Origin of the sequence: Oceanobacillus jeddahensis (assembly GCF_000750635.1) — a bacterium.
Taxonomy (GTDB): domain Bacteria; phylum Bacillota; class Bacilli; order Bacillales; family Amphibacillaceae; genus Oceanobacillus; species Oceanobacillus jeddahense.
Genome location: NZ_CCDM010000002.1, coordinates 114,457 through 141,308, shown reverse-complemented (window position 1 = coordinate 141,308; position 26,852 = coordinate 114,457). Strand labels below are relative to the sequence as shown.

The 26,852-nt window shown below is 36.9% G+C and carries 29 protein-coding genes; 8 read left to right on the top strand and 21 right to left on the bottom strand.

Going from position 1 to position 26,852, the window contains the following annotated elements; translation table 11 throughout:
• Positions 1-57 precede the first annotated feature (57 nt).
• The 5 genes from BN986_RS08410 (at position 58) to BN986_RS08390 (ending at position 4,558) form a co-directional block, all read left to right on the top strand.
• The gene (locus BN986_RS08410; RefSeq protein WP_040979383.1) at positions 58-420 is read left to right on the top strand and encodes a PadR family transcriptional regulator; all 363 of its coding nucleotides are present in this window, start codon (positions 58-60) and stop codon (positions 418-420) included.
• Positions 407-1,405, top strand: a complete 999-nt coding sequence (locus BN986_RS08405) for an HAAS signaling domain-containing protein (RefSeq protein ID WP_040979382.1) — start codon at positions 407-409, stop codon at positions 1,403-1,405. Before BN986_RS08410 ends, BN986_RS08405 begins: the two co-directional genes overlap by 14 nt.
• A 531-nt stretch (positions 1,406-1,936) precedes the next feature.
• The gene (locus tag BN986_RS08400) at positions 1,937-2,698 is read left to right on the top strand and encodes a polyphosphate polymerase domain-containing protein (protein WP_040979381.1); all 762 of its coding nucleotides are present in this window, start codon (positions 1,937-1,939) and stop codon (positions 2,696-2,698) included.
• Position 2,699: 1 nt separating this feature from the next.
• Positions 2,700-3,383 carry a DUF4956 domain-containing protein gene (locus BN986_RS08395; RefSeq protein ID WP_052400708.1) on the top strand — a complete coding sequence of 228 codons (684 nt, stop codon included), beginning with the start codon at positions 2,700-2,702 and terminating at the stop codon, positions 3,381-3,383.
• Between the two features lie 194 nt (positions 3,384-3,577).
• Positions 3,578-4,558 (top strand): NAD-dependent epimerase/dehydratase family protein, encoded by a 981-nt coding sequence (locus BN986_RS08390; protein WP_040979380.1) that lies wholly within the window; start codon positions 3,578-3,580, stop codon positions 4,556-4,558.
• Positions 4,559-5,256: 698 nt separating this feature from the next.
• Here BN986_RS08390 and BN986_RS27340 read toward each other — a convergent pair.
• From BN986_RS27340 to BN986_RS08305, 17 genes are all read right to left on the bottom strand, one after another.
• Entirely contained in the window at positions 5,257-5,373 is a 117-nt protein-coding gene (locus tag BN986_RS27340) for a helix-turn-helix transcriptional regulator (RefSeq protein WP_074435671.1), read from the bottom strand.
• Positions 5,374-6,373: 1,000 nt separating this feature from the next.
• Positions 6,374-7,036: a YesK family protein gene (locus tag BN986_RS08380; protein ID WP_040979379.1), complete on the bottom strand. Its 663-nt coding sequence runs from the start codon at positions 7,034-7,036 to the stop codon at positions 6,374-6,376.
• An 18-nt stretch (positions 7,037-7,054) separates the two neighbouring features.
• Positions 7,055-7,543 (bottom strand): hypothetical protein, encoded by a 489-nt coding sequence (locus tag BN986_RS08375; protein WP_040979378.1) that lies wholly within the window; start codon positions 7,541-7,543, stop codon positions 7,055-7,057.
• Positions 7,544-7,547: 4 nt separating this feature from the next.
• Positions 7,548-8,039, bottom strand: coding sequence for an RNA polymerase sigma factor (locus tag BN986_RS08370; RefSeq protein ID WP_040979377.1), 492 nt, complete (start codon positions 8,037-8,039; stop codon positions 7,548-7,550).
• 293 nt (positions 8,040-8,332) lie between these two features.
• Complete coding sequence (locus BN986_RS08365) at positions 8,333-8,683, bottom strand: DUF2200 domain-containing protein (protein ID WP_040979376.1); 351 nt, start codon at positions 8,681-8,683, stop codon at positions 8,333-8,335.
• A 15-nt stretch (positions 8,684-8,698) separates the two neighbouring features.
• Positions 8,699-9,682 (bottom strand): tRNA dihydrouridine synthase, encoded by a 984-nt coding sequence (locus tag BN986_RS08360; RefSeq protein WP_040979375.1) that lies wholly within the window; start codon positions 9,680-9,682, stop codon positions 8,699-8,701.
• A 272-nt stretch (positions 9,683-9,954) separates the two neighbouring features.
• On the bottom strand, positions 9,955-10,245 hold the full coding sequence (locus BN986_RS08355; protein WP_040979374.1) for a hypothetical protein: 291 nt from the start codon (positions 10,243-10,245) through the stop codon (positions 9,955-9,957).
• 15 nt (positions 10,246-10,260) lie between these two features.
• Complete coding sequence (locus tag BN986_RS08350) at positions 10,261-10,785, bottom strand: Uma2 family endonuclease (protein ID WP_262362468.1); 525 nt, start codon at positions 10,783-10,785, stop codon at positions 10,261-10,263.
• A 468-nt stretch (positions 10,786-11,253) separates the two neighbouring features.
• Complete coding sequence (locus BN986_RS08345; protein WP_040979372.1) at positions 11,254-11,673, bottom strand: VOC family protein; 420 nt, start codon at positions 11,671-11,673, stop codon at positions 11,254-11,256.
• Between the two features lie 362 nt (positions 11,674-12,035).
• Entirely contained in the window at positions 12,036-12,515 is a 480-nt protein-coding gene (locus tag BN986_RS08340; RefSeq protein ID WP_040979371.1) for a DinB family protein, read from the bottom strand.
• Positions 12,516-12,590: 75 nt separating this feature from the next.
• Positions 12,591-14,384: a M3 family oligoendopeptidase gene (locus BN986_RS08335; protein WP_040979370.1), complete on the bottom strand. Its 1,794-nt coding sequence runs from the start codon at positions 14,382-14,384 to the stop codon at positions 12,591-12,593.
• 138 nt (positions 14,385-14,522) lie between these two features.
• On the bottom strand, positions 14,523-14,933 hold the full coding sequence (locus BN986_RS08330; protein WP_040979369.1) for a DUF3021 domain-containing protein: 411 nt from the start codon (positions 14,931-14,933) through the stop codon (positions 14,523-14,525).
• Between the two features lies 1 nt (position 14,934).
• The gene (locus tag BN986_RS08325) at positions 14,935-15,384 is read right to left on the bottom strand and encodes a LytTR family DNA-binding domain-containing protein (protein ID WP_040979368.1); all 450 of its coding nucleotides are present in this window, start codon (positions 15,382-15,384) and stop codon (positions 14,935-14,937) included.
• Between the two features lie 33 nt (positions 15,385-15,417).
• Positions 15,418-16,167, bottom strand: a complete 750-nt coding sequence (locus BN986_RS08320) for an ABC transporter permease (RefSeq protein ID WP_244444975.1) — start codon at positions 16,165-16,167, stop codon at positions 15,418-15,420.
• Between the two features lie 20 nt (positions 16,168-16,187).
• Positions 16,188-17,087 carry an ABC transporter ATP-binding protein gene (locus BN986_RS08315; protein ID WP_040979366.1) on the bottom strand — a complete coding sequence of 300 codons (900 nt, stop codon included), beginning with the start codon at positions 17,085-17,087 and terminating at the stop codon, positions 16,188-16,190.
• 231 nt (positions 17,088-17,318) lie between these two features.
• Positions 17,319-18,455 carry a DUF418 domain-containing protein gene (locus tag BN986_RS08310; protein ID WP_040979365.1) on the bottom strand — a complete coding sequence of 379 codons (1,137 nt, stop codon included), beginning with the start codon at positions 18,453-18,455 and terminating at the stop codon, positions 17,319-17,321.
• 713 nt (positions 18,456-19,168) lie between these two features.
• Positions 19,169-19,771 carry a TetR/AcrR family transcriptional regulator gene (locus BN986_RS08305; protein ID WP_040979364.1) on the bottom strand — a complete coding sequence of 201 codons (603 nt, stop codon included), beginning with the start codon at positions 19,769-19,771 and terminating at the stop codon, positions 19,169-19,171.
• A gap of 224 nt (positions 19,772-19,995) precedes the next feature.
• Between BN986_RS08305 and BN986_RS08300 the strand changes: the two genes are divergently transcribed.
• The 3 genes from BN986_RS08300 to BN986_RS08290 are packed head-to-tail and all read left to right on the top strand — an operon-like array spanning position 19,996 to position 21,330.
• Positions 19,996-20,430, top strand: a complete 435-nt coding sequence (locus BN986_RS08300; RefSeq protein ID WP_040979363.1) for a DUF6526 family protein — start codon at positions 19,996-19,998, stop codon at positions 20,428-20,430.
• A 16-nt stretch (positions 20,431-20,446) separates the two neighbouring features.
• On the top strand, positions 20,447-20,941 hold the full coding sequence (locus BN986_RS25695; protein WP_052400706.1) for a DUF6022 family protein: 495 nt from the start codon (positions 20,447-20,449) through the stop codon (positions 20,939-20,941).
• Positions 20,942-20,946: 5 nt separating this feature from the next.
• Positions 20,947-21,330 (top strand): DUF6220 domain-containing protein, encoded by a 384-nt coding sequence (locus BN986_RS08290; protein WP_040979362.1) that lies wholly within the window; start codon positions 20,947-20,949, stop codon positions 21,328-21,330.
• Positions 21,331-21,605: 275 nt separating this feature from the next.
• Here the strand turns inward: BN986_RS08290 and BN986_RS08285 are convergent, their stop codons facing one another.
• The 4 genes from BN986_RS08285 to BN986_RS08270 all read right to left on the bottom strand — a co-directional run bounded on the left by BN986_RS08285 (position 21,606) and on the right by BN986_RS08270 (position 26,682).
• On the bottom strand, positions 21,606-23,144 hold the full coding sequence (locus tag BN986_RS08285) for an MFS transporter (RefSeq protein WP_052400705.1): 1,539 nt from the start codon (positions 23,142-23,144) through the stop codon (positions 21,606-21,608).
• A gap of 149 nt (positions 23,145-23,293) precedes the next feature.
• Entirely contained in the window at positions 23,294-24,142 is an 849-nt protein-coding gene (locus BN986_RS08280; protein ID WP_081922164.1) for an arylamine N-acetyltransferase, read from the bottom strand.
• A 218-nt stretch (positions 24,143-24,360) separates the two neighbouring features.
• The gene (locus BN986_RS08275; RefSeq protein WP_040979361.1) at positions 24,361-24,996 is read right to left on the bottom strand and encodes a response regulator; all 636 of its coding nucleotides are present in this window, start codon (positions 24,994-24,996) and stop codon (positions 24,361-24,363) included.
• Between the two features lie 6 nt (positions 24,997-25,002).
• Positions 25,003-26,682 carry a GAF domain-containing sensor histidine kinase gene (locus tag BN986_RS08270; protein WP_040979360.1) on the bottom strand — a complete coding sequence of 560 codons (1,680 nt, stop codon included), beginning with the start codon at positions 26,680-26,682 and terminating at the stop codon, positions 25,003-25,005.
• Between the last annotated feature and the right edge of the window lie 170 nt (positions 26,683-26,852).

The window sequence follows — 26,852 nt, the reverse complement described above, 5'->3', positions numbered from 1 at the left end:
ATGTGTACTTTACAATAGTGTGTGACATACACTATAATGAATATAGGAGTTGATCACATGACAGATGCAAACGAACATTTAGATAAAATCATGCAAGAATTGAGAAGAGGAACCATTACAATTGGTGCATTAAGCCAGCTCTCAGAACCGCAGTATGGATACTCCCTCGTGACAAGGCTTTATGAAAAAGGGATACATGTTGAACCTGGCACATTATATCCACTGCTGAGAAGATTGGAAAAACAGGGACTCTTAGATAGTACATGGGATACGAATGAATCAAGGCCGAGGAAATATTATGTACTGAGTAAGACTGGAAAAGAAGTCTTTGATTTGCTGGTTATTGAATGGAAAAATATTGCAGCCAGCATGGATCAGATCATCGAAAATAAGAGAGGTGAAGAAAATGGAAATGATTAATCGGTATATTTATGCGGTTACCCAAAAGCTCCCCCAATCCCAGCGTAAGGATATCGCTGATGAGCTGCGTGGATTAATTGAAGATATGTTGGAAGATCGGGCAGGAAATGATAACGTAAAAGATAGCGAAGTAGAGGAAGTACTTTTGGAACTAGGCAGCCCAAGAGAGCTTGCTGATAAGTATCGGGGAACAAAGAAATATATCATTGGTCCGGAGCTTTTTGATTCCTATATTTTAGTCGTGAAGATTGTTCTCATCGTTATAAGTTCTTTAATAGGTGTTGGATTTGTCATCCAAACAATTTTAGACCCAACGTCTATTTTAGATTATTTTGTGGATATGATTGTTTCCTTCGTTACTGTACTCCCCACGGCTTTTGGCTGGACGACATTTTGGTTTGCTATCGGTGAGCTGTGCGGAGGCACGAAGCAAAAAGATATATCGGGGCATGAATGGAAGCCTTCTGATTTACCGCCCATACCAGATGAAAAAAGACAAATCAAACGTAGTGAGTCAATTATCGGCATTATTTTCTACACCATTATTATTGCATTTCTCGCTTTTTCGAACGACTACTTTGGGATTTGGGTATTTCAAGACGGCTTTACCGAAGTTGTTCCGTTTTTAAATGAACAAACTTATGGCACTTATTTATTGTTTATTCTTCTCATATTTGGAGCTGGAATCATTAAAGAATGCCTCAAACTTGTTTCTGGAAAATGGACGTATAAATTAGCCATTTATACCACTATTGTGAACGTTATTTCGATGGCAGCAATACTATTTATGATTAGCTGGCCTGATTTTTGGAATCCTGATTTTATAAATGAATTAGTAGAAGCCGGTATCGTTGAGGCTGGTTCAGAGACATTTGATACAGTGACTACGATATGGAATCAGTCAACATTTTGGATTTTTATTCTGTTCATTATCGGTTTAGTTTGGGATGCTGTGGACGGATTTATAAAGTCTCGAAAAAAATAAATATTTTCTAATGGCGCATGGTTGAACAGGAAATAATTCAATCATGCGTTGTTTATTTCTAATATCTTAACGTTGAAATACGAATTGAATGGTGGATAGCCCTATTTACTTTTTTGTTTTAAGAAACGTTTTGCCCTTTTATTTCATTTTAACGAACTTCCTATTTTTCATAAAGTGAAACTTCCTTCAGGGGGGGATTTTGCGACGCACAACTCTTTACGATGGAGCGAGTAACCGCAGACCCAGCTCTAGCCAATTACACTGCGATAAACAATGTACGTAATATTTGCCTGGCCAACACATACTTTTTTTGATTAATTCTCTCCAAACAGCCCCCTTTAAATAATCATACTAAGGTTGATATTTGAATCAAAAACTCCAAATACCAATTTTTGCAAAACTGTTTCTATATATTAAATTTTTTCAGCAACAAATTATTGATATGTTATTTTCTCATAGAATTCTAACCAAGTTTTAACCATCATCTTATTCACATCACTTATGATGTTATACAAAAGGGAGGTGAAAAAATTGGCAATAGAAGTTTTCAAAAGAAAAGAGCAGAAATATCTGATTACATTGGATCAATACTCGCTCTTGTTGGAACAAATCATGCCATATATGCGGTCAGATAAATTTGGTGTGGACGGAAGATATATTGTCAGTAGCTTATATTTTGATAGCGATGATCACAAAATTTATTTTGAAACAAAGAATAAATTGGCATTCCGGCAAAAACTCCGCCTGCGAACCTATAATGAAACAGGTATTGATGGAACATCTTTTTTTGAGGTTAAACAAAAACATAACAATGTAGTCAATAAACGGAGAATGTTACTTCCCTTAGAAGAAGCATATCATTATCTGGAAAAAGGAAACGAAAAACATTTAAAGGACTTTCATACTTCGAATTTGCAGGTGCTTCGTGAAATTGATCATTTTCGAACATTATACACATTAAAACCGGAAATGGTTGTTAGCTATGAACGTCATGCACTTCACGGAATAGATGATCCTGAATTGCGTATCACATTTGATTTTAATTTACGCTGTCGTAATGATGATCTCCTTTTAGAACATGGTTCTGATGGAGAGCACTTTATTGATAACAATCTAGTTGTATTGGAAGTCAAAGTAAATGATAGTGTTCCATTATGGTTAACCCGTATTCTACAGGCACTTCAATGCGAGCAGAGAAGTGCATCTAAATACTGTACCAGTATAGAATTACTGCAAAGAAATCAACTGCCAGATGGAATGGAAAGAGAGTATGTAACAGCAGGAGGAAGATAGAATGGATTTCATAGATAAAATATTCGATTTACAAGCTAGTGAACCATCCAGTATTTATATGATATTACTTGCATTGGTCATGGCAACTTTATTGAGCTTGGCTATTACGAAGGTATACATAATCACATTTACAGGTGAACGATATGCCCAATCATTCGTACACACTATTATTATTTTGAGCATTATCGTCTCCGTGGTTATGAACGTGGTTAGTGATAATGCCGGTGTTGCATTTGGTTTATTTGCTATTTTTTCACTAATTCGATTCAGAAGTGCAGTCACCAATGTGAAAGATATTGCGTATATTTTTTTCGGTTTGTGCGCAGGTATGACATGTGGACTTTTTCGTTTTGATTTAGCAATCATACTCACGTTATTTGCTTGTTTGGTACTTTACTTGCTTTACAAATTTGAATATGGAAAAGGAAAAGACACACAAATTTTAAAGGTAACTGTACCAGAAAACTTAAATTATGAAAATCTGATGAATGATGTACTGGCTGCGTATACGCTAAGTTCTTCCTTACGACAGGTTGAAACGACTAATCTTGGAACAATGATTTTATACACTTATGCTATCCGTATGAAAAATGAAGTACATGATAAAGAATTGCTAGACCACATTCGTGAAAAAAATGCTAATTTAAAAGTTTCGATCACTTATATAGAAAATACTGATGGGTAGAATGAGTTAAATATAAAAATAATTTTTAAGAAGTGAAACTTCCTTCAATTAGGGCTTCACTTCTTAAATATTTTTATATTTTTGTGAAATACTTCACAAAAATGCCATAACCTAAGTATTTTCGTCTTTATTTACCTGTTATATTAAAGTTAGAAACATTGATCAACCATTCACAAACAAGGAGGAGATCACATATGAAAAATGTTTTTATTTTGGGAGGAACAGGATTACTCGGATATCATACCGTTCGGGAATTATTAAAGCGGGAATACATTGTATCTACAGTTGCTTTACCGCCAATGCCGGCACCAGAATTACTACCTCCGGAAGTAGAATGCCATCTTGGGGATATCAATGAAATGACGGATGAACAAATTTTAGATATACTAGCTGGTAAAGATATGTTTATCTATGCTGCCAGTGCAGATGAACGAATGGTTCCGGAAATACCTGCAACGCATTTTTTCTATGAAGCAAATGTGCTTCCAACACAACGTTTAGCTCATCTTGCTAGAAAGGCTGGAATTAAAAAGTTTGTTATTTACGGTTCTTACTTTGCCCATTTTGCAGAAACTTGGCCAGAGCTTGAGCTTAAAAAACAAGCCTATCCACGAACACGTTTATTACAAGAAGAAATTGCCTTCATGGAAGGGGAAGGACAAATGGATGTGATGTCTCTACGTCTTCCATATATTTTCGGAACGATGCCTGGGCGAACTCCATTATGGGCAATGTTTTTCCCACAAATCGAAGGAAAAGAAATCGTTCCAGTACTTGGTGGAGGCTCAGCAATGGTTACTGTTCAACAAGTTGCTGAAGCGACAATTGGAGCATTGGAATATGGCGAACATGGAGAAAAATATGCTATTTCTGATACGAATATGAGACACAAAGATTTTTTCCAAATCATTGCCAATGAGCTAGGACAAAAAGACACCGTCATCCAAGTAGTTCCACTCGAGCAAATGAAGCCTGCTATGGCAAAATATGATGAACAAACAGCTGCTGCAGGGAAAGAACATGGTATTCATCAAGCAGTTGCCGCAGAAATTCAAAATCGGGATGCGTATATCAATCCCGATGATACAATGCCAGTATTAAAATATAATAAAGCGGATATCCATCAAGCGATTGCGGAAACAATGAAGCGCTGTATTGAAGACACAAGAAAATAATAGTAAACCTTTCTTTTAAACTCTATTTACCAATTCATTCGCTTAAATCCAAACGTTCAATTAAAACTTGAATTCGTTCGGATTTAAGCGATACTATCCCATTTTCTATAAAAGTAAGCAGAAGTCTTGTTAGAAAAATATTTAAAATAATAAACTTTGCTACTTGTTCCATTACAAATTTGTAATTATTCGGCATTAAACAAACGTTTGATTACTATCTACTAACTAAGCTTATAGTATCTATTTTTGTAATATGTGATATTTATCACGGAGAACCGTCCGTAAAACTCCCGCATCAAAATAAGAACTTAGCAACCACAAATAATATCACCGTAATAAATGTCTGACATCCAATAAATAGCACATATCCTTTTTTAAAATTTTTTTGCTGATTCATTTGATAATACTTAATCACTAAATATTCACTGCAAAAGCAAGAAATATTAACAATTAGTAAAAATCCCACTGTTTTAAATACAGTATTTTCATAAGATGTAAAAGAATTTGAAAAAAGTATTATTGTTAAAATAAGGTGAACGCTGGAAAAGCACCAGTTCTTAGGTGCTACAACCGTCTTAGTTTCTTGCTTCATTTGATTGTCTGTACCTTTTCGTTCATCTGTTTGTTCTTGCGAAAGTATCTCTGTAATATCACAGGAAAACAACTCGGCCAGCGTGATAAGATTATTGGTTGATGGTTCAGATTGGACCCATTTCCCACTTCGATACTGCCTGTCGACTGACTTGCAGCTGTTCAGCTATATATTCCTGTGAAAGCTTCAAAGATTTTCTTTTATTTCTTATATTTATTCCCAATGCTACCCACTCCTCCTCCTTTCTATGCTTTATTACTTTAATCATAAGCATTTTACAAGTTATTTACCACCAACTAAGACGCAACTATTGGTTGCAATGATTGTTTCCCCCACTCTTATTACGATTTTTAATTCAAATCATCACTCTGTCTCCTAAAAAAAGAAGGTCTTTCAGTTAAATACCGAAAACCTCCGAATCAGGGAATATTCTTTTTTAAGAATTATTTTTATGTTCAAACAGGCTCAGTTTATCATGAACTCAACTTTCGCACCTTAAAAAGAAACTTCATTTCCATAGAAACAGGAGTTGGTCGTCCCTTTGATAACTACCTTGACAAAGAATAGAAGGTGGAGTGTAAAATAGCCGAACAAATAAAAGGTAGATCAGACAGAACATATTTATCATGCTCCATGGTAAAATGTTCCACCAAGATTACTTTCGGTGCATAAAAGCTATTTCTGATGATAACTATCTATGCTGTCATGATTCGAACTGCTAAACCAACCATTTAAAATACTGTAATAATCGTGTTATCAAACGAAAGAGCCACTATTTCATGCAACTCAACAGGATGTTATTTCTTTCATGCGCTGTAGAATCCCATTAGAGCGGAGGCCAACCACAGAGACTCCTATGGGAACAGGGCGAGCTGAATATCCACTTGAAAAGCGTTTTTCTTTTCAAGTTAGCTGAAGCCGTCCCCATGGCAGACTAAAAACGCAACGTCCTGGGGTTGCGATTACTCACCCCACCGAAAAGAGTTGTTGTAACGTCTGCACTAGTACGTCCTGGGACTGCGGTTACTCGCCCCATCAAAAACCGTTGTACGTCGGAAAGCGGAGTGGTTGGCTGGAGCGGAGCTATGCACTATCATTCGTTCAAAAACAGCTGATTTAACTAAAAAGCAAGCACAATAAAGAAGAACTTGATAATTCTGAAACAGCAAGATATATATGCTTATTTTTAGGTGAGATAGTTGAGTCATGAATAAAACAAATATCTAATTTTCCTCCTGCTCCATACTTGGTTCAATTACATCTCCATCTGTGGTTTGCACAGTTACGGGCTCTGTTATTTGATCCAATCCGATTATAATATAACCGCTTTCATCCCTACTTCCCCCATCAACAATTTTTACAGTAACTTCTGTTGGCCCACGTTTGTTCACTTTTTCTACTTCCACATTTTTCCCGGCATGTTCTTCTCCTAAATGAACAGTAATTTGCTTTCTCCTTTCAGGAATGGTGGTAATTTCGTAATAGCTTCCCTCTCCTTCTATCACAGTAGTTTCTCCCTCATCAATAACCCAGTAGTTATCCTCCAAATAAATACCTGCCCCAATTGCCGAAAAAAACAGCAGCGGTAAAAGAATAAGAGCCCATATATCTTTCCTTGTAAATTCTCTCGCAAACTTCAAACGGGTCAGTAAAGGTAAAAAGAGGGTCCCGACTATACTTACAACTAGAAAACCTGCTCCTAAAAATCCTACCCCCATCCCTTCGAATCCACCAACAACAATTAAGCTATACGCTACGACAACAAGGAAGATAAGAAAGGTGACGACTGGTGCCATATAATATTTGCCGCTCTTTTTAGATGCAATAAACGTAAACAGAAATACGATAACCCCAAAAAAGATGCCTATCCCTATAATTCTAAACATATGAATACCCCCAATGTTTTAAAAGAAAAATTGCAACATGTTGCCAAACAGAAAAATAATAATGGCGTCTGCCGTTAAAGAAATCCACAGCCATTTTTTATTAAAAAAGGTAAACGTAAATACCAGTAAAAAGACTGCAGCCGGGAAGTAGAACAGTAAAATACCTCCCTGGAAATTTTGCAGCACGACGCCTGGCGATTCCAAATCATAAAATTGAAAACTGGAATAAGTAACGTAAAACAGAATAATAGCCCGAACGGCAATCAATAATAGTTTCAATCCCTTATTAAACTGTACTAATTTCTTTAACGGTTTTATTTCAACCTCTTTGTCGTATGCGTGTTCAGGAATTTCTTTATCCACATCCATCATCTCTGCATACAAATTTTCACATTCGTCGCATGCTTCGATATGCTCTAATACAATTTGTTTCGGTTCCTCATCCAAATCATTGATAACCGGTATTAATTCCTGAGATAATAGGTGAATTTTTTCATTGTCATCCATAGTATCATCCCTTTTTTATCATTTGCTTCCGCATTCGGAAAAACTTTGACTTCAATGTAGAAATTGGCAGATTTAACAATTCGCTGATTTCCTGATAATTATATCCATAGTACTCTTTCGCAAGCATAATCGCTTTATCTGTATCAGATAACTTCCCGAGAACCGTTTCCAAACGTTCGTTAATGATGACATCTTTCTCTGGTGTTCGGTGGTCAATAAGCAGCGACTCGATCACATTTTCATCATGAAGCAATACTGGTTTCTTCTTTTTGTAATAATCCAGCAGTGTATTTTTTGCTCCTCTGGCCAGCCAGCTTTTCATATAATCTACTTTATAAACAATCGTTGGTGTAACCAGAATTTTCGAAAAAAGTTCCTGAATAATTTCATCCGCAATCTCATCACTTTTTGTCAGTCCTATTAAAAAGTTTCTTAAATAGGCATAATGTTCATTGTAGATTTCCTCTATCATCTCTAATGGATTGATTTTCGACATAAGTAAGCCTCTCCATATCATCTCCTGTATAAGTGAGACGAATAAAATGAAATAAAGTTGCATTTTCTTTTTATTTTTTAAATAAAACAGATATTAAATTAATTTCTTTATAAAAAATATACCCTTTGGACACATCGTATCCAAAGGATCTGGACGGTGCAATAATATTTTAAGCGAACACGTATCAAGTCTTCTTTGCAAATTTCTTTTCTATTAGCTGCATCATTTATACCATATTTTCCCAAATTAAAAACACTGACTCTTTATACAGAATCAGTGTTCATTTATGCTTATTATTTTCGTAAAATCTTCTCCATCTTCTTTCCTTTTGCCAATTCATCAATGAGCTTATCCAAATAACGAATCTCCTGCATCAGTGGTTCTTCTATATCTTCTACACGCACACCGCAAATAACGCCTTTGATCAGAGCACGGGAATCGTTCATCTGTGGGGCTTCCGCAAAGAAGGACTCAAAGGTTACTTCTTTTTCAATTTGCGCTTCCAATTCTTCCTGACTGTATCCTGTCAGCCAAGTAATAATCTCGTCGACTTCTTCTTTGGTACGGTCTTTCCTCTCTGCTTTGTTTACATAATGAGGATAAACACTTGCAAATGTCATTGTGTATATACGATGATTAGCCATCGCGTAGCCCCCCTTTTACTGTTCCGTCACTGTATCTTCCGTTTCCAAATGAAACGCATCCAGCAATTCCCGAACTTCATCTGTTGTTTCGGTACTCATCAATTGATGTCTTAGTTCGCTGGCTCCCCGGAACCCGCGGACGTAAATTTTAAAGAATCGACGTAATGGCTTGAAAGCCCGCGGTTCCTGTTCCGAATATTTATCATGCAGGTCAAGCTGCAACCGTAACAAATCCAACAATTCCTGACTGCTATGCTCTCTCGGCTCTTTTTCAAATGCGAATGGATTTTTAAAAATACCGCGTCCAATCATCACGCCATCGACACCAAATTCTTCAACAAGCTTCAAGCCTGCTTCCCGATCCGGTATATCTCCATTGATGGTTAACATGGTATCCGGAGCAATCTCATCACGGAGCCTCTTGATTTCTCCAATCAATTCCCAATGCGCATCGACCTTACTCATTTCTTTTCTCGTACGCAAATGAATGGAAAGATTCGCTATATCCTGCTCAAACACATGCTTCAGCCAATCACGCCATTCATCTATATTGGAATAACCCAGTCTTGTTTTCACACTGACAGGGATTCCGCCCGCTTTGGCAGCCTGAATAATTTCCGCTGCTACTTCCGGACGAAGAATCAATCCGCTTCCCTTTCCTTTGGAAGCTACATTCGGCACAGGGCATCCCATATTAAGATCTATGCCTTTGTATCCCATTTCGGCCATTCCAATGCTCATCTCACGAAAATTATCTGGTTTGTCTCCCCATATATGGGCAACCATGGGCTGTTCGTCCTCGGTAAAAGTCAAACGTCCGCGCACACTATAAATGCCCTCTGGGTGACAATAACTCTCCGTATTTGTAAACTCTGTAAAAAACACATCCGGGCGGCCTGCTTCAGCTACAACATGACGGAAAACAACATCTGTCACATCTTCCATCGGCGCCAATATAAAAAACGGTCGTGGTAAATCACGCCAAAAATTATTTGTCATTTCTTTATTTCAATCCTCTCATTTATGGATAGATAAGGCATTGTACACTTATCCAATATGTTAAAGCAATCATCAATGCTGCTTCTTTTTTATTTTGTCCATGATAATATTATCATAAGAGGATTGAAGAGTACAAAAAGAATTCTTACCACGCAAAACAAGGGACAGAACTTTTTGTCCTGCCCCTAAGTCTATTACCCTCAAATATAAATTAGCGATTTTTTAACAATTGCCGTCTGTATTTTTAATCATTATGAGAGCATCACTTACATCTATATATCTATATTCTGGAAAGTATTGATTTCTTTAGAAAGTGCGTTTTTCATTTTCTGACCACATTTTTCATCACAAACCGTAAACAGACCGTCTTTTCCATGCTTTTTCGCTTCTGAGTCAGCAGTGGCAACAAACATTGGTACACTTGTCCGCCGTGATGATAGATAGACCTGGATGATTTCTCCTTCTTTATCCTTAAAATCTACTCCTTCAACAAACTTCACATTTAGCGCGGTTAATGGCTGATTTTCTCCTATTTTCTTCATACACCATGCACATCGGAACATTACTGAATCCTCCCTCTATATAAATATCTGCTCTAAATCTAATACTAAATTAGACAGTGTCTCAACAGAAATCGTATCGCTTTCTGTAAAGACTCCTTTAAATATATATTGTCCGTCAGTCAACAGATGCATTTCTACAGATTCATTCACCGGATCAACAATCCAGTATTCTTTCACTCCTGCTTCCTCATAAAGGCGATATTTTATCCAACGGTCCAGTTTAATAGATGCAGATGAAAGGATTTCGACAATCATATCTGGAGATCCATTACATCCTTTATCATCCAATTTTTCGGAATCGCATATAATAGATAAGTCAGGTTGAACCACATTATTTATCTCATTATCCTTCTTATTTTGCCCAAACAACCGTACATCAAAGGGAGCAAAAAATACTTCACACTCCTTTCCCTTTAAGAAAACAGAAAAAGCAGTAGACAGCTCCCGCAATACTTGCTGGTGTTTACGTGAAGGACCAGGCGAGATATTAAAAATAGCTCCATCAATTAATTGAATGCTTTCCTCTTCATCCCAGGTCAGATAATCCGCATACGAATATTTCTCATTTTTATTTGGAATAGACGTAAAATCATTCCCTTCAAAGCGTATTTTACAGTTATCATAACATAATCAGAATGATTACTCATCTAACATGGATAAGCTTCTTAAAAATAAATATATTCGTTTCGATAGTATTTCCTATATTTATTTTATCATTTCTTGATACGTCATCATCAAAAAAGACTGAAACATATCTTTTCTGAATAGTCCAGATTCAGAAATAGCGTTCCAGCCTCCATATCTACTTATTTTTATGCAAATATTTATTTAATGTCTCTTCCTGTTTTTTTAAAGTAGAGGTACCGCCCAAATCAGTTTATGATATTTCAATTTAATGATTACGTTCCTTTTCCATTCTTTCAGGATTCAGCTTAAAGCGATAAATCATACTTTAAAGAGCCTCTTTCAAAAAATTTATTATCTATATTGGGGCTTGTAAGTATATTCCTATTTTCCTTCTAAATATTTTTCTTTGAACTGCGGACTAAGCTCACTCCATACATCAAATTTATTACCATTTAAATCATAAAAAACAAAATTCCTTCCTGCATGCCCTCTGTTTTCAAACTCTTCAATTCTAACCCCATTTGCAATCAAATCTTTATACAGAGCTTCTAAGGATTCTACTCCATTTACTTCAAATGTCATAGAAAAGCGCTCTTTTCCATGTACATCTATAAAATTTAACGTTTGATTTTCATCTGATTTCACCAGAAAAAAACTTTGATTTGCCAGGTTTAATATAGCTTTATCCTCATCTTTATAAGACAATCCTGCACCTAACTTATTTATATACCATTCAGATGATTGCTCTACGTTTGTTACTGGAATATAAGCAGTTCCAACCCTTAATAATTTACCGCTCATTTAGAAAACCCTCCCTTATTTTGAATAATTATTTCATTCACCTGTAAAATACTTTTGACTCTTATTTCAACTCATTCGTCAATAAAACTAAACTTCATTCAGTGGGATTTTTTCGACGCACAACTCTTTACGATGGGGTGAGTAATCGCAAAAGCTCTTCGGTGGGGCGAGTAATCGCAGTCCCAGCCCCAGTCCCAGGACGTCGCGAACTTAGTCTGCTTCCTTCATTCTCCCACTGAATTAGCCTAAGTGATTCAGGGAGGTAGCGTCCGTTATCTCCCGCCTAAATAAATTTATTTTCGCTCTTTATTTTGAGACGGAAGTTTTACGGGCGGTTCTCCGTGATAAACCTGAAATGTAATCTATTTATCAAATAACCCTCTTCTGATCAAATTTGCAGTAACCGGTTTCTTCCCCAATACTCGTGACCATACAGATAACTGACCAACATGATGTATTTCGTGAGCAATGACATGACGCATAACTTCTCCATGTTTAAAAAGAACCGCATTCCCAGCAGAATCCGTTTCTGAGAGGATTTGATATTCCATTTCATTGTTCCAGGCAGTAATAAAAGGTTCAACCTCCCGACGGCATTGCCTTGAAAATTCCTTTACTTTTGATAGACTTGCATAAGAATCAAATGGCGGTTCCTCAGGAGGCAATTCACCTTTTAATTCTAAAATCCAGCTGTATTCAACATCTATAATATGAAAAAGGGTATAAAGAATACTGCCTACTCCTCCCACCCGCTCCTTTAATAATTCTTCTTCAGGAATATCTTCACACCACTTAAACCAATCATCACGAACCTGCCAATTATATTGAAATAATTTTAACATTTCACTGTCCTCCATATTCAAAAATATTTAGGTTTATCATATTTGCCTTCATTCATAAAGCACACGATGTAGTTATCAAGAAATCAAGCTCATAAAATCTTCTACATCCTTCACACATATTTTTATCCCCTTCTCCCAAAAACTTTCTGAAGTAATATCCTCTCCCAAATGTTTCATGACTAAATCTTCTGTAGACATACTTCCTGAATCACGAAGCAATGCGATATAATCCTTTTCAAATGCTTTTCCGCTTTCTTTTGATTTTGCATAGAAACTAAGTGTTAACAAATATCCGAAAGTATATGGAAAATTGTAAAATGGCGATGTTGTAATATAGTAATGTGGTGTCCATATCCAGGAACGCAATGACGGGGAATCCAATGATCCGTCATAAGCTGTATCAAAGGCTTCCTGCATAAGTTCATTTAAACGTTCTGCTGGAACCATTCCCTTTTTGCGTTCTTCGTAAAAATTATTTTCAAACAGGAACCTGGAATGGATATTCATAAAATTCATCACACTTCGTTTTAATTTTTCATCAAGCAAAAACAATTTTTCTTCTTTCGTTTCTGCTTTTTCTAATACGGCATCCAGTACGATTTGTTCTGCAAAAAAGGAAGCAGTTTCTGCAATACTTAATGGATATTGTCTATTGATTCCATCCACTGTTTTCATTGCATTGTTATGAAAAGCATGACCCAATTCATGTGCCAAAGTTAATACATTTGTAATTCCTTCTTCATATGTCATAAAAACTCTTGATTCACCCGTAAGCGGAAAGCTCGCACAAAATCCAGCAACTGATTTATTTGTACGGTTTTCAGCCTCTACCCAGCCACTATCAAATACGTTCCGGGCAAAGTTTCCCAACTCATTTCCAAACCGGTTGAAGCTTTCCAAAATAAAATCCACTGCTTCCTCATAAGTTATCTTTTGCTTACTCTCACCAATTGGCGCCCAAAAGTTATATGACTGCATTTTTGTATCTCCATACATTTTTGCTTTTTCTGTTAAATAATCGGTAAATGGCTGTTTATATTTATTTACAGTAGACCACATTGCATTTAATGTTTCCGCTTTCAAATGATTTTTCATTAAAGATTCTGTTAATATATGAGGGAGGTTCTTGTTTTTATATACCTGTAATCGAAAACCTGCTATATGATTTAAGATTTGTGCAAATAGATCTTCTTCTTTTTGCAAAGATTCCTCTAAAGCATGATGAGCTGCTTTACGAATGCCCTCATTGGAATGGGACCGCAAATTAAAGGCTTGACCCACAGACAGTTCCCTAACTTCTTCATCAAATGGTATATTAATCTTTATTTTTCCTATTAGAGAATTGTAAAACTGTCGCCATGCATGGTAGCCATCCATCATCAAATCTGAAATCAGCCTTTCTTCATTCTCCGGGAGTAACAGCTTTCCTTTTTCCCGCCATTCTGTCAATATAAATTTATATTCAGTTAAAGCCTTTATTTCAATTATTTCTGTCCAATGTTCTTCTTCTGTCTCTAAAATAATATATTGGAATTTATTAATTACTGATTCAAAATGAGCATTCATGAAGGAGGTAATTTCTTTAAGAACTACTGCATCCTGATCTTTTGTGTTTTGTGCAGAAAGGCAGGTTATAAAAGAGTTGGCTTGAGACAATTTTTTCCAGATTTCTCCTATGTGTTTTAAGACAGATTTAACTCCCAGTGATTCATTTATCTCTATAAGATTATCAAAAAGATTTATTTTTTCTTCGAGCTCCGTGATTTCCATTTCTAATTGTTTTACATAGTTATCAAATGAAGATGGTCCGCTTCCGCATGGAAATAAATTATTCAGGTTCCAAACTTTTTTATATCTTGTTTCTCTCATTTTTATCCTCCCATTTTTATCATGAATGAATATCGAACGTATATTCCTATGATAACATATTAGAAATGGAAAAGAACCTATTTTGAAAATATTTATCAAAACAGGTTCTTATACCCAAAGTTTATCTTATCATCCAACTTATTTATTTTTTTGCAAATATTTATTTAGCGTCTCTTCCTGTTTTTTGAAATATAGATACCAACCTCCCCAGTACAGTATATACAACAAGATAAAAATCAAACTGTATAATAAAATCGATCTACCGCTGAGGGGAAACCATCCAACCACAGCAGCAATAATGAGCAAGACGCCATACGTAAGAACAAAGTGGATTATGGACTTTTTTAAAAGATGATTACCACTCTCTCCAAAAATAAGCGAAATTACACCAAAATAGATGCCTAATAACATATTTGCTCCCATATGCATCCAAATTTCTGATACAGTAGCCTCCCAGGCATTAAACTTCAAAATAGTGAGGACAATAAATGTTATTATTGCTCCAAAAGCGATACCCATCGTCGAACGTTTTAACATTTCAACTATCATATTACTGCCCTCCCTGCATCAGTTTGTCCTTAATGGCATTGACATATTTTCGCGTAATATATTCCTTATTGCCAGACTGAAAATAAACACATAAATTTCCATTAAAAGATGCTTCAAATTTTTCAATACGATGGATATTCCCGATAACCGACTTGGAAAAGCGCATAAAACCATGAGGAACCAAAAACTCCTCTACTTCATACAGCTTCATTCGCACTTCAAAACGCCAATCTTTGGACACCGCATAGATTTTTCGTTTTTCCGCATGAATAAAATCAATTTCCTTTGGCTCCAGAAGAACCGTCTGCTCTTCATCCACACCAAATAAACGCTGCTGTTTTTTTCTTTTAATCACGTTTACAATATCCTCCAGCTCCTGTGTCCATTCCTTTGCCTGGATAGTGATTTGCGTTTCATCGTGGTTATCATCAATATCAATGTTTATTTTCATTCCGACCCCTCCAAATACACTGCCTATCTTCTGCTAGTTTACAGCTCGTTTTAGAAAATACGGGTATCGGATAATGGCAATAATAAATGCTGCTAAACCAATTGCAAATAATACGCCTAACGTTTGGAATAACTCCGAAGCTTGCGTGGTTCCTGCCATGGCATCCTGGAAAGACTGGTGCGCCCAGTATTGTGGCAGAAAACGGGCGATGGTCTGCATAAAGTCCGGCATCATTTCTAGCGGCATCCATAATCCACTCAGCATCGCTCCACCAAGAGCAATAATTTGTGTAATCGCTATTCCCATATTTTCCGTGTTTACTGTCAGTGACATGGCGAGCCCAATTGCAGTCACTGTAAATGTGATATACAAGGACAAAACCAATAAAATAATTGGCTCACCTAATGAAATATTATAAACGACCTTTCCAAATAAAAATAACACAATAATCTGAAATAACACAATAAACATGAATGGAAGCCACTTGCCTAGTAAATAAGAATAGCTTTTGATAGGAGTACTTGCCAGCCTTGCAGTCATTCCTTTATCTCTGTCTTTAATAAATACCTGTACCATCGAAATCATAATAAAAAAAACAAACATCACAACATACCCTGGAACAATGGATTGAATAACATCCTGTCTCGTTGCATCGTCGACTCCTGATGTAAAAATAGCAATAAATAATACTGTAAATAGAATAGGCAAAAGAAATATCCAAAACACAAGCCCTTTATCCTGTACATGCTTTTTTAATTCGACAATCATAACAGCATTCATCATGAACACCTCCAGCTTTATTATTAATCTCTCAAGTTGCTTCCCGTCAGCCTGAAAAATACATCCTCTAACCGTGGCCGTACAAGCTCCAGCCGCTCTATATCGATGTCACTCTCTCTACAATAGGAAATCACATTTTCCATTACTGAAAGAGCTTCTTCTGTATAGATGAAGAATGCGTTTTTCTCCTGTGAAACTTCGCCATAGGCTTCCAGCTGCTCGGCGGAAATACGATCTGCTTTGATATAAATGGAAGGAACCGCATATTGTTGAAGCAATTCACTAACCACACCGTTTTCTACCATTTTCCCTCTATCGAGAAAAGCAACATTGTCACAGAGTCTTTCTACTTCCTCCATGTAATGGCTGGCATAGATAACAGTCTTCCCAGCTGTTTTTAGTTCTTCAATCATTTGAAAGATATATTGTCGTGATTGCGGATCAATACCGACTGTCGGTTCATCCATAATAATCAGTTCCGGATTATGCATCAGGGCACACCCGATATTGAGTCTGCGTTTCATTCCCCCTGAAAAAGTGGATACTTTATCCTTGCTTCTTTCGCTAAGCCCAATGAGTGTCAATACTTCCTTTGTCCGTTGAGCTAATTTACTTCCGTTTAATCCATATATTCTTCCAAATAGATATAAGTTGCCAGATGCTGTGATATTTTCCTCTAAAACAATATCCTGTGGCACATAGCCTAATTTCTGCTTTGTTTTGTCGGAGATTCGTTGTTCATTAAATTCAATTTTTCCTTCGTAATCGCGGATAATAGATGTAATCATTTTAATTAAAGTCGATTTTCCTGCCCCATTTGGGCCGACTAATCCATAGCAGATTCCCCCAGGAATGGTCATGGAAATATTTTTTAACGCTTCCGTTTTATCATAATGCTTTGTTACATTATTGATTGTCAGCATACTCACCATCTCCTTTCACTTATATTATGGCAAAGAAATCAGGGGCTGCGGGAAGGGATAGGATAAGATGCAAAGTTCTATGTATGAAAAGCTGAAATTCATGCATAAAAAATTGCTCCTAAATTGCGATACTGCTTGTCAATATTGATTCCAGACATACAGACACCGTTAAAATACTTCATTATAAAATCATAATGACAATGTTTGCTTATCCTATTTTCATTTGATTCATCATTTTTTGAATGGGCGAAAAGATAACCAGCGCCAAACCCATTCTAAAGGGCCTGTCCCTAAAAATTTCATAAATAATTCGGATATGAACATCATCAAAATAGTAATTCCAACAAATGCGATAAATGTACCAAAAGCCCCTGTAATTGGAGCCAATCGAAACCCCCAACTATAAAATAAAATGGAGGCGACAATATTTTGAAGAACGTAACAGCTAAGGGCCGTTTGACCAATAGCTTCAAACCGTTTTACGAACCAACGTAAGACTCCTGCTTCCATAAGCCAAGCAATTACACCAATATAGCCAACTGATAATACCGGTGCAAACAAATAACGAACCGGGATTTCAAAGTAACCTCCAGGTACAAGTGCAAGTAAATTAAGTGGCAACCCTACACCGACACCCCAGTATAATAATTTCCGTCTAATACGTTGTCCATTCTCATCTGATGCAAACGCACCCGCTCTCATAAGGCGAATACCAAATAAATAGAGGGAAATATTCATAAATAAAATAGCAATTGCTTCCATTCGTAAAGAACCAAAACCTATTATTCTATATTGAATTTGTTCCAAATACGTACCATTCATATAAATATCCGCTGTCCCTGCCGCCAAATGACCCATCATCGTTAAAAATTCAGGGTCTTGCAACACGAAGATCATGGATAAGGTAACTAATAAAACACCAATCATATGAATAGCAGCCGTCACACGCATCCATCGTGCCATGACCTTCTCCCTGCATCGGATAATGAATACCACAATTACCCCAGTAATGGCGTAACTCATCAATATATCGTAATCAAATACGAAAAGGTAGTGCAATAGACCATCCATAAATAAAATGGCCATCGTCCATATATACACTGGAAGCCAAGGTAATTGGTTCCGTAATGTCTTCCGGTATTTTAATTCTAATCCGATCCCAAACAGGATGGTTAATAAACCAAGAAATTTTCCATTAATAAAGACGGATTGAAGATTTTCAAATATGGAATTCCCACTGTCTCCCCCTATAAACATAGATAAAGAATCACCAGGGTGAGTAAACAACCAAATATTTGTTCCAAGCGTCCCAATAATAGCAAATCCACGTAAAACATCTAATAAACGAATTCTAGACTGCTTTTCCATCTCTATCTCTTCTCCTTATTGTTCTATTATTCAAATTCATACTGTATTCGTTTATTCATCTTGATTCATAGCTTTTAGAGTAATAGCTGTAACAAAAAAGGTTAAACAAATGATTACTGTAGACACAACGATTGCTACTGATAAAGACAAGATTCGTTCCCTCCTCTAATAAAAATATCTTTTAAAATCACTGGCTTTTCACCTTGCTTGATTGATCTCCTTTCACTTATATTATGGTAAAGGAGTCGAGGCTTTTGGGAAGAGAAGGGATAACTTGCAAAGCTGTTCGTATAAAAAGCTAAAATTTTTGCATGAAATATATACAGGTTGATGGGCAGGTCATGGATTGGTAATTTATGTTTGGTTCAAAGAATCTTCATGTGGAAACAGATTGAAAGTATTAGCAGATTAAAAATGGCTTTGCTTAAAAGCGCCTTTCAGATTTCCTTTCTTATTTATATACTTTCTTATCTTTTTAGAAAACTTGGTTGTCACCAAGCCTTTAGATGACAACCTTAGCTACACTTATGCAGTAAGAAAGTTTATACTTTCTTAACTGCTAAAATAAAATAATCCATTTTGAATGATCAAAATGGATTATTTCTTTACTGGTTTTATATGCAATTAAAAAGAACAGACACTCTATTTAATGCGCAAATCAAAATAGCGAATTTATTGTTGTTGATTTAGTATTTTAGAATACAAATTTCATATTACAAGGTATCTTTTTTAGCGGCTAATCCTTGAAATAATGTATCCAAGATATTATGAACAAATCTTTTTTTCTCTTCTCCTAGTTCTCCATCCATAAATCTAAGTTGGAATGCATACTGAAAACAACTTCCCAATAGCATATCAGCTGCAGCTTTTGGATCAATATTCTCTTTCATTCTGCCAAGTAATTGCTCTTCACACAGATAAGCTTCAACCGCTTCATTTGCTCTATGAGGACCTTCATTACGACTTATAAATCCCTTTCTATGGCGAAGTAATAAACCCGGGTCTGAAAAAATAGATGCCATTAAAGGCATCGAATGATAAAAATCTTCCAGCGCAGCAATCCCAACCTCTTCTAAGTTTTCCTGCACTGTTCTAGTCCCTTTTCTCTCTGGAAGAGCAGTTAAAACCTGCATTAAATTTTTTAATTGCCCTCTTAACACATGCAGAAAAACGTCCTCCTTACTTTCAAAATTATTATACAAAGAGCCCTCTGAACATTCCGCTACCCTAGCAATCTCCTTCGTTGTAGAACGAGCGAGTCCCTTCATTTGAATGACCTGTTCAGCAGCTTCTACAATTCTTTCACGCAATCCCAATATTTATCCCTCTCCATCCTTGACAATAAATCGATCATTATTTACACTTACAATTATGAGTGGGTGCACACTCATTGTCAAGAAATTGATTGATTTTTTACATTCAACTGAGTGTGCACCCACTCAGTTGAATACCAATTAAAATGATAAATTAGATAGGAGGATAGTATTTCTTCATGAATGTGTATTCACTCAATGATATCCTGTTAAGGAGGGAATAACTTTTGAAAACACAAACGTATGATAATCACACTAGGTCAGTACCTGGATTTCACTATTTCCTTGTTCCACTTTGTTTCATTACTTTAATCGGTTCCATCATCTATGCAGTATTATCTTTTTTAAACGATGGTTCTATCTTTGCTTCTGTTTTGTTTTTAGCGCTCGCTTTGATTGTAACAATCTCTGTTTTTTTCCTTAGAGCTTTTGTTTGCAAGATACAGGACAGGGCAATTCGTTCAGAAGAAAATTTGCGTTCTTTCGTGTTAACTGGGAAATTACTCGATTCTCGCTTAACTATATCTCAAATTATTGCTTTACGCTTCGCTGATGATGAAGAGTTTCCAGGTTTGTGTAAAAAAGCGGTGATGTATGATATGAACCCTGATGATATTAAAAAGACCATTCAAAACTGGAAAGCTGATTATTATCGAGTTTAACAAGGATGTGGCAGTAATGAATAAATTGATTGATGTTATGTCAGCTAAAGGAAGAACCATTGAAATACTCACCCATTACATTCAAGAATATATTGATGACCAATGGGAGCAAGTTTGGAATTTAAACTTAGAAAAATTAGAAAATGTCTATGTAAAAAATGGTGATGTAGCTTATGGTATATACATTTCTAAATTATTTCATCCCGTTATGCGTGAAATTTACGAAGCAGGGTTAAAACCAAAACCTCTGCTGCCTGGAGATTTCCGTCAATCTAAAGAAAGTTGGGGGCCTTGGGAAGAACGAGAACGACGGTTTTGGAGCGTAATATACCAAGAAAATGATCAAGCTTTAGGTACCCTTTTCACAAGAATTTTTCATGATCATACTTGTTTACGTATCCCGAAAACCCCTAAATTATATTTTATGAAAGAAACGGATTCCGAATACATCTCCCGTTCCATGTTGATAGATAACCCAGAAGCTCAAAATTTAATTCCAGAGGAGGAATAAAATCATTGAATTCTTCAAAGTTAGTACATTTTTGGCGCTTAAGTTTTATCATCATTGCTTGGATTTTCACTATCTGTATTACCACGCAAGTCTTGATGGCAGGGCTTGCATTGTTCACAAACCCGATGTATTGGAATAGTCACACAGTCTTCGCGAGATTTTTCTTTTTCCTGCCAATTTTAATGGCGATACTGGCTTATTTGGCCCAGGTACCTAAAATAACCATTTGGAGATGTTTTGGATTATTTGGAATAGTTATTGGTTTGTTTTTTACAGCAGCTATTTCATCTCGTTTTGGTATTTTAGCGGCACTTCACCCTGTTATCACCATTTTTTTATTTTATAACTGTATGAAAGTTATTCAGACGTTCAACTATCAGTTTCAATAATAGTTGAGAATATATGGTGACCTCAATATTATTGGGGTCTTTTTCTTTAAAAAGCAATATAATTTCTAAACACTTATTATAAAACACATTTTAATGCTTCTTAAAAGGATTATAAGCTCATGTTTTACTCTTCTCCCACTGCGTTAGCCTAAGTGATTCAGGGAGTTAGCTCACCTGATCCCCGCCTAAATATATTTATTTTTACGCTTTATTTGGAGGAGGAGTTTTATGGACGGTTCTTCGTGATAAACATTCCAGGATTTAAAATCGGGTTTTTAGTCCCCCTTCCCTATAAACCTAAACTTCCATATAATAATAACCATTAAACCAAACAAACCAATTGCAGTTATTCCATAGATCGTTTGAAGTGCAACCGTAAATGACGATTGGATAGCTTGAAGCATTTCTGGAAACCTTTCTGATACAGCAACGGCAGAACCAACGTTTTCCATGGTTGAATCAGCTATTTCTGAAGGTACTCCAGCAGGGAGGGAATCCATCAAAGTTAGGCGGTAAACCAACATTCCCAGACTTCCAATAAATGCAATGCTCATTACCGAGCCAAATCCACCGCTGACATCGGACATCGCAGAAGCAGAGCCGGCACGTTCTTGCGGAACACTGGAGATAAGCTGCTCACCAGTAATCGTCATCGTAGGTCCTACTCCGAAAGCAAGCAGGGAAGCGCCAATAATTAAAATAAGTGATCCTGCATCATGCACCGTTAATATAATAAGCAGTGCACCAGCTAATGCAATTAAAAGTCCCATGACCATGGCGTATGCCGGGCGGATCCACCTTGTAAGCACGGGGGATATCATCGTTCCAGCCATTGATAAAAGCGCAGGAATAATCAGTAAGAGTCCCGCCTTCGTTGGAGTAAGTCCAACAACAGCTTGCAGATGTTGTGCAAAAAACATATCTGCCCCAGTTATTACAAGTATGATGACCATCAAAGCAATCAATGAAAAATTAAATATGCGGATTCGAAACATGCTCAAATCTAATAATGGATCTTTCGCTTTTAACTGCCGACGAATAAACAGAATCCCAGTTCCAATACCAATCACTACTGATCCAGCGTAAAACATATTAAAACCAGTGTTAGCTATTTCCTGTAAACCAAAAATAAATGTGACTAATGCCAATGAGGACAACAAAACACTGATAAAATCGATACGTTTTGAATCTTTGTTGCGATATTCAGGAAGAAGAGGTGATATCGCTAACAAGAAAATAGCAATTGGGACATTAATTAGAAATACCGCGCCCCACCCAAAATAATCCAAGAGTAAACCGCCCATTGGAGGGCCTAACGCCATGCCAGCAGAGAATGCACTAAGATTAATAGCGATGGCTACTGAAAATTGCTTTGGATCAAAAAACATATTTCGTAATAAAGACATTGTGGAAGGCATTACAGTTGCAGTAGCTACACCAAGAAATGCTCTTGCAGCAATTAACATCCAGGGCTCTGTCGAAAATGCAGCCAGAAAAGAAGCTGACCCATAGACAGTTACACCAATTACAAGTAGTCGCCTTCTTCCTATGTTGTCACCTAGACGCCCCATCGTTAGTGCAAATCCTACAGCCAGCAGTTCACCAACATGAATAATCCAAAGCATTTGTGTGCCGCTTGGTCCCAAATCAGCAGCAATCGATGGTGTGGCAAGAAAGAGAACGGTCATGTCTGTGGAAAGCATAAAAACCGCCAAAGTTAATGTCCCAAGCCCCAGCCATTCCCGCCATGTTGCTTTTTGCACCTCATTAGCGTACTCGTTACTTCCTCCTTGATTATCGCTTGTGTTACTCATAGCTGCCAACTCTCCTTTTCATATGACTTAACCATTTACATATGCAGCGTTAATGTTCGTTTTTACGAATCTTCCATTACTTGCACATGGATGTCCTGACTTCAACGTTCCCCCACAACGCGGAGAACTTAGTTGAAGTTCCTTTACTTTCATGTGAAAATATCCGTCCCAAGTTCCTCAAGGACATCTATTGCATCTTCAACAGGCAATTTAGGAAGCTCAAATTCCTGGTCGATTACCTTACGAATAGCTTGACGATCCGTTAGTATATGCTTTTCAACTTCTCCATCACTATATTGAATACTTAACACATTATTGACTAAAGACAACGAACGCTGCTGATCCAGCTGCCAGATTTGACAGCGTAGATTAGACGTAAATAATCCATTAGGCTGGAAGTATTCTTTAATTGCCGGCTGAAAATCATCAAATTGATAGATTTTCCTCGTGTCAAAATCCCAAATCATATTCTCAGATAATTTTCCATTCGTATAACGATAATACGTATAGGTTCCTGTTTTATCTCCCGGGCGAAGTCTTATCTCAACTCCTCCAAATCGAGAGACATTCATCGGGTTTGTTTGCAAATGAACCGGTTCAAAAAAAGGAGCACCATTTCCGGCATCGACATACACCTCTTCTATTTCACCCGGAATCTGAACAAGCAAAGCTACATGTCCTCCACCTAGAAAAGCATAACGGCTTTGGAAACCAAGTTCTTTTAGTAGCTGAAGAAGGCTGCTGTTAATGACATAACATGTTCCGCCCATATGATATTGAAATAATTGTTTAACAAACCGCTCCTCATCTTGAACAAGTTTTCCTTTTTGGTGGTACTCCTCAAATTGCAGTAATGTGCTAATATTTTCAAAAGGAATTTGATTTAGATGTGCGCTGGATATTTCTGTTAAATATTCCAGCGACGGCTCTTTCACAGAGACTTGAATATAATGCAGATAATCCCTAGACCATCTAGGCAATTGTTGTTGATTCATCATCCTTGTCACGCTCCTTTATTCCTTGTTTTTCATCTACTTTTACTATACTGACTCTGGAAATCTGACACATCATACAGCTGTCTAAAAATTGCATACAAAAAAAGCCTTATTATTAATAAGACCTTTTCTACGACGATCGTCGCATATTTATCACGGAGAATCACTCGTAAAAACTCCCACCTCAAAATAAAGCGTGAAAATGAAGTTTCATTTTATATTTAAATTTCGAACCATCGATGTTTTAAAGCATGTATAGCTGCTTGTGTTCGGTCCTGGACGTCCATTTTGCCAAGAATACTGGTAATATGCGTTTTCACCGTTTTCTCTGTGATATGAAGAGCTGCAGCAATCTCCTTGTTGCTTTCTCCATATGTGATATGTTCCAAAACGACGCGTTCTCTTGGAGTCAACTCGTAGTAACTAGATTGATTCTTATCTTCCTTAGAAACATGCACCATTAAATGACTGGCTATTTCCGAATGAAGCGAAGTCCCCCCGTCCATAACAGCGATGAGGGTTTCTTCCAAAAAGTTTGGATCCACATCTTTGAGCTGATAACCGCTGGCGCCCGCGCGAATTGCCGGTATGACATGATCCTTATCAGAGGAGCTAGTGAGTATAACAACCTTCACATCAGGATAATCTACTTTTATTTGCCGAGTCGCTTCAATGCCATCCATAATTGGCATAATCACATCCATCAACACAATATCCGGCTGCAGTTTTTTCACCTGCTGCAATGCTTCTTTTCCATCCTGGGCTTCACCGACAATATCAATACCGGGTCGTGTTTGCAGAAAAAAGCGCAGACCTTTTAAAACGACAAGATGGTCATCAACAAGTAATATTTTCAAAAGATATCACCTTCCTTTTCTATCGTTTGGAAAACGGACAATAATCGTCGTGCCTTTTCCTTTTTCGCTGTTTATATGGAAAGAACCATCAAGTTCTTCAGTCCGTTCTTTCATACTTGTAATACCAAGGGATTGCTGTTTTTCAACAGCACCTCCATTACCTTGATCGATCACTTTCATCATAAAGCCATCAGCATCTGATTCCATGACAATCACAGCTTTAGATGTCCCTGCATGTTTTTGAATATTGTTTAATGCTTCTTGCCCAATTCGCCACAATGCTTCTTTACACGATTGATTTAGCTCTAAATTCTCCGGAATTTCCATAGATAGTTCGACCCCAATTTTTTGTGCATATTCGTTGAATAAAGTGACAAGTCCCTGCTCAAGATGATCGGGACGAAGCTGCCAAATCAAACTTCGCATATCTATCAATGCTTCTTTAGAAAGTTGTTGAACTTCCCGGACAGCTTCCAAAATTGTATGTTCATCCTTATCAATGAGCTCTTGCAGTCCACCTGATATTAACGAGAGCGCAAACAATTTTTGATTCACGGAGTCGTGTAAATCCCGAGCAAGTCGATTTCTTTCCTTACTAACAAGCAAAGCTTCCCACTCTTCATACAAACGAATGCGTTCAATTCCCATCGAGAAATGATTCGCAAGCCCTTCCAACATTCCAATTTCCAAATAGTCACATGCTGTCGTACTTCGACTGAGCAATAACACACCGAATGTTTCCTCAGGTCTTTCACGCATAAATAAAGGAAAGGCGATGGAATAAAGAGATTGATGATCTTTTAAAGAGGAAAAATGCAACGGTTTCTTATTTTCTTGCATGATACGTTGCTGAACATAAGCTCTTCGAATCAGATCTGGCTGGGAAAGGTTAATTTTTTGTTCTTTATCAAAAACTTCTTTGGGTCCGTGCTCATCTAAGCAAATTTGAATCGTTAATCTCCCTTGCTCCATTGTAATAATGGCTGCATGTGTCCAATGAGGTAAATGATGGTGTAGCTCCTCCATGATTCCCTGAAATAATTCATTTCGGGTGTGAACATTACCAATTTCACGTTTAATCCTTTCAGCATTGGCATAAGCATCGATAAGATAACGCGCCGTAGCATGTACCTCTTCTTTTGTTTGCTGTTGATGTAAACGCGTCCGTTCTACTGCTGCACCTATTTGATAAGCAATGGTTTCTAAAAGGATAAGATCATCCTCATGAAAGCGATGGCGCCCAGGTGAAGCTAGATTAAGCAATCCAATTTTCTTCCCACGAATTGTAAGAGGGATGCTCGCATGATGGGTAAGTCCTCGCGTTTCCCCCATCTTGTCCGCGACGGCTTGTTTTAGACGAATGCATTTCACATGGTTGACAGCCTGTTTCATATGCCCTTCCCAATAAAGCTGCAAACACGTACAATCGGTGCATCCTTCCTGACAATGCATCAGTTCTTCTCTATTATCAGCCATTGCAGGTGGAAGTTGATAATCAGCAGCAAGCTGGTAAAAAGTATTATCCTCCGTTAAAAAAATCCATCCGGTTTCCAATTCCATTAATTCAAGCAAGCGCTCTAATGATAATTGCAGAATCTCATGAAGATCGGTGCTTTTATTCAATGTTTCCGAAATTTCCCGTTGGATTTGCAGTGCTTTTTGATACTTTAATGAGTGGATTGGCATCTTATTTCCCTCCTCATACCCACTTATACAATGTTCCCTTCTTTATAGAAAACAAAAAAGATTATTTTTCGAAAAATATAATCAAAACTCCATCACCTAAAACAATGGACGAATAATAGGTAAGCGTTTTCTCGCATGTGCTCATTGTGTCTCAAATTTTGTTCTTTTAC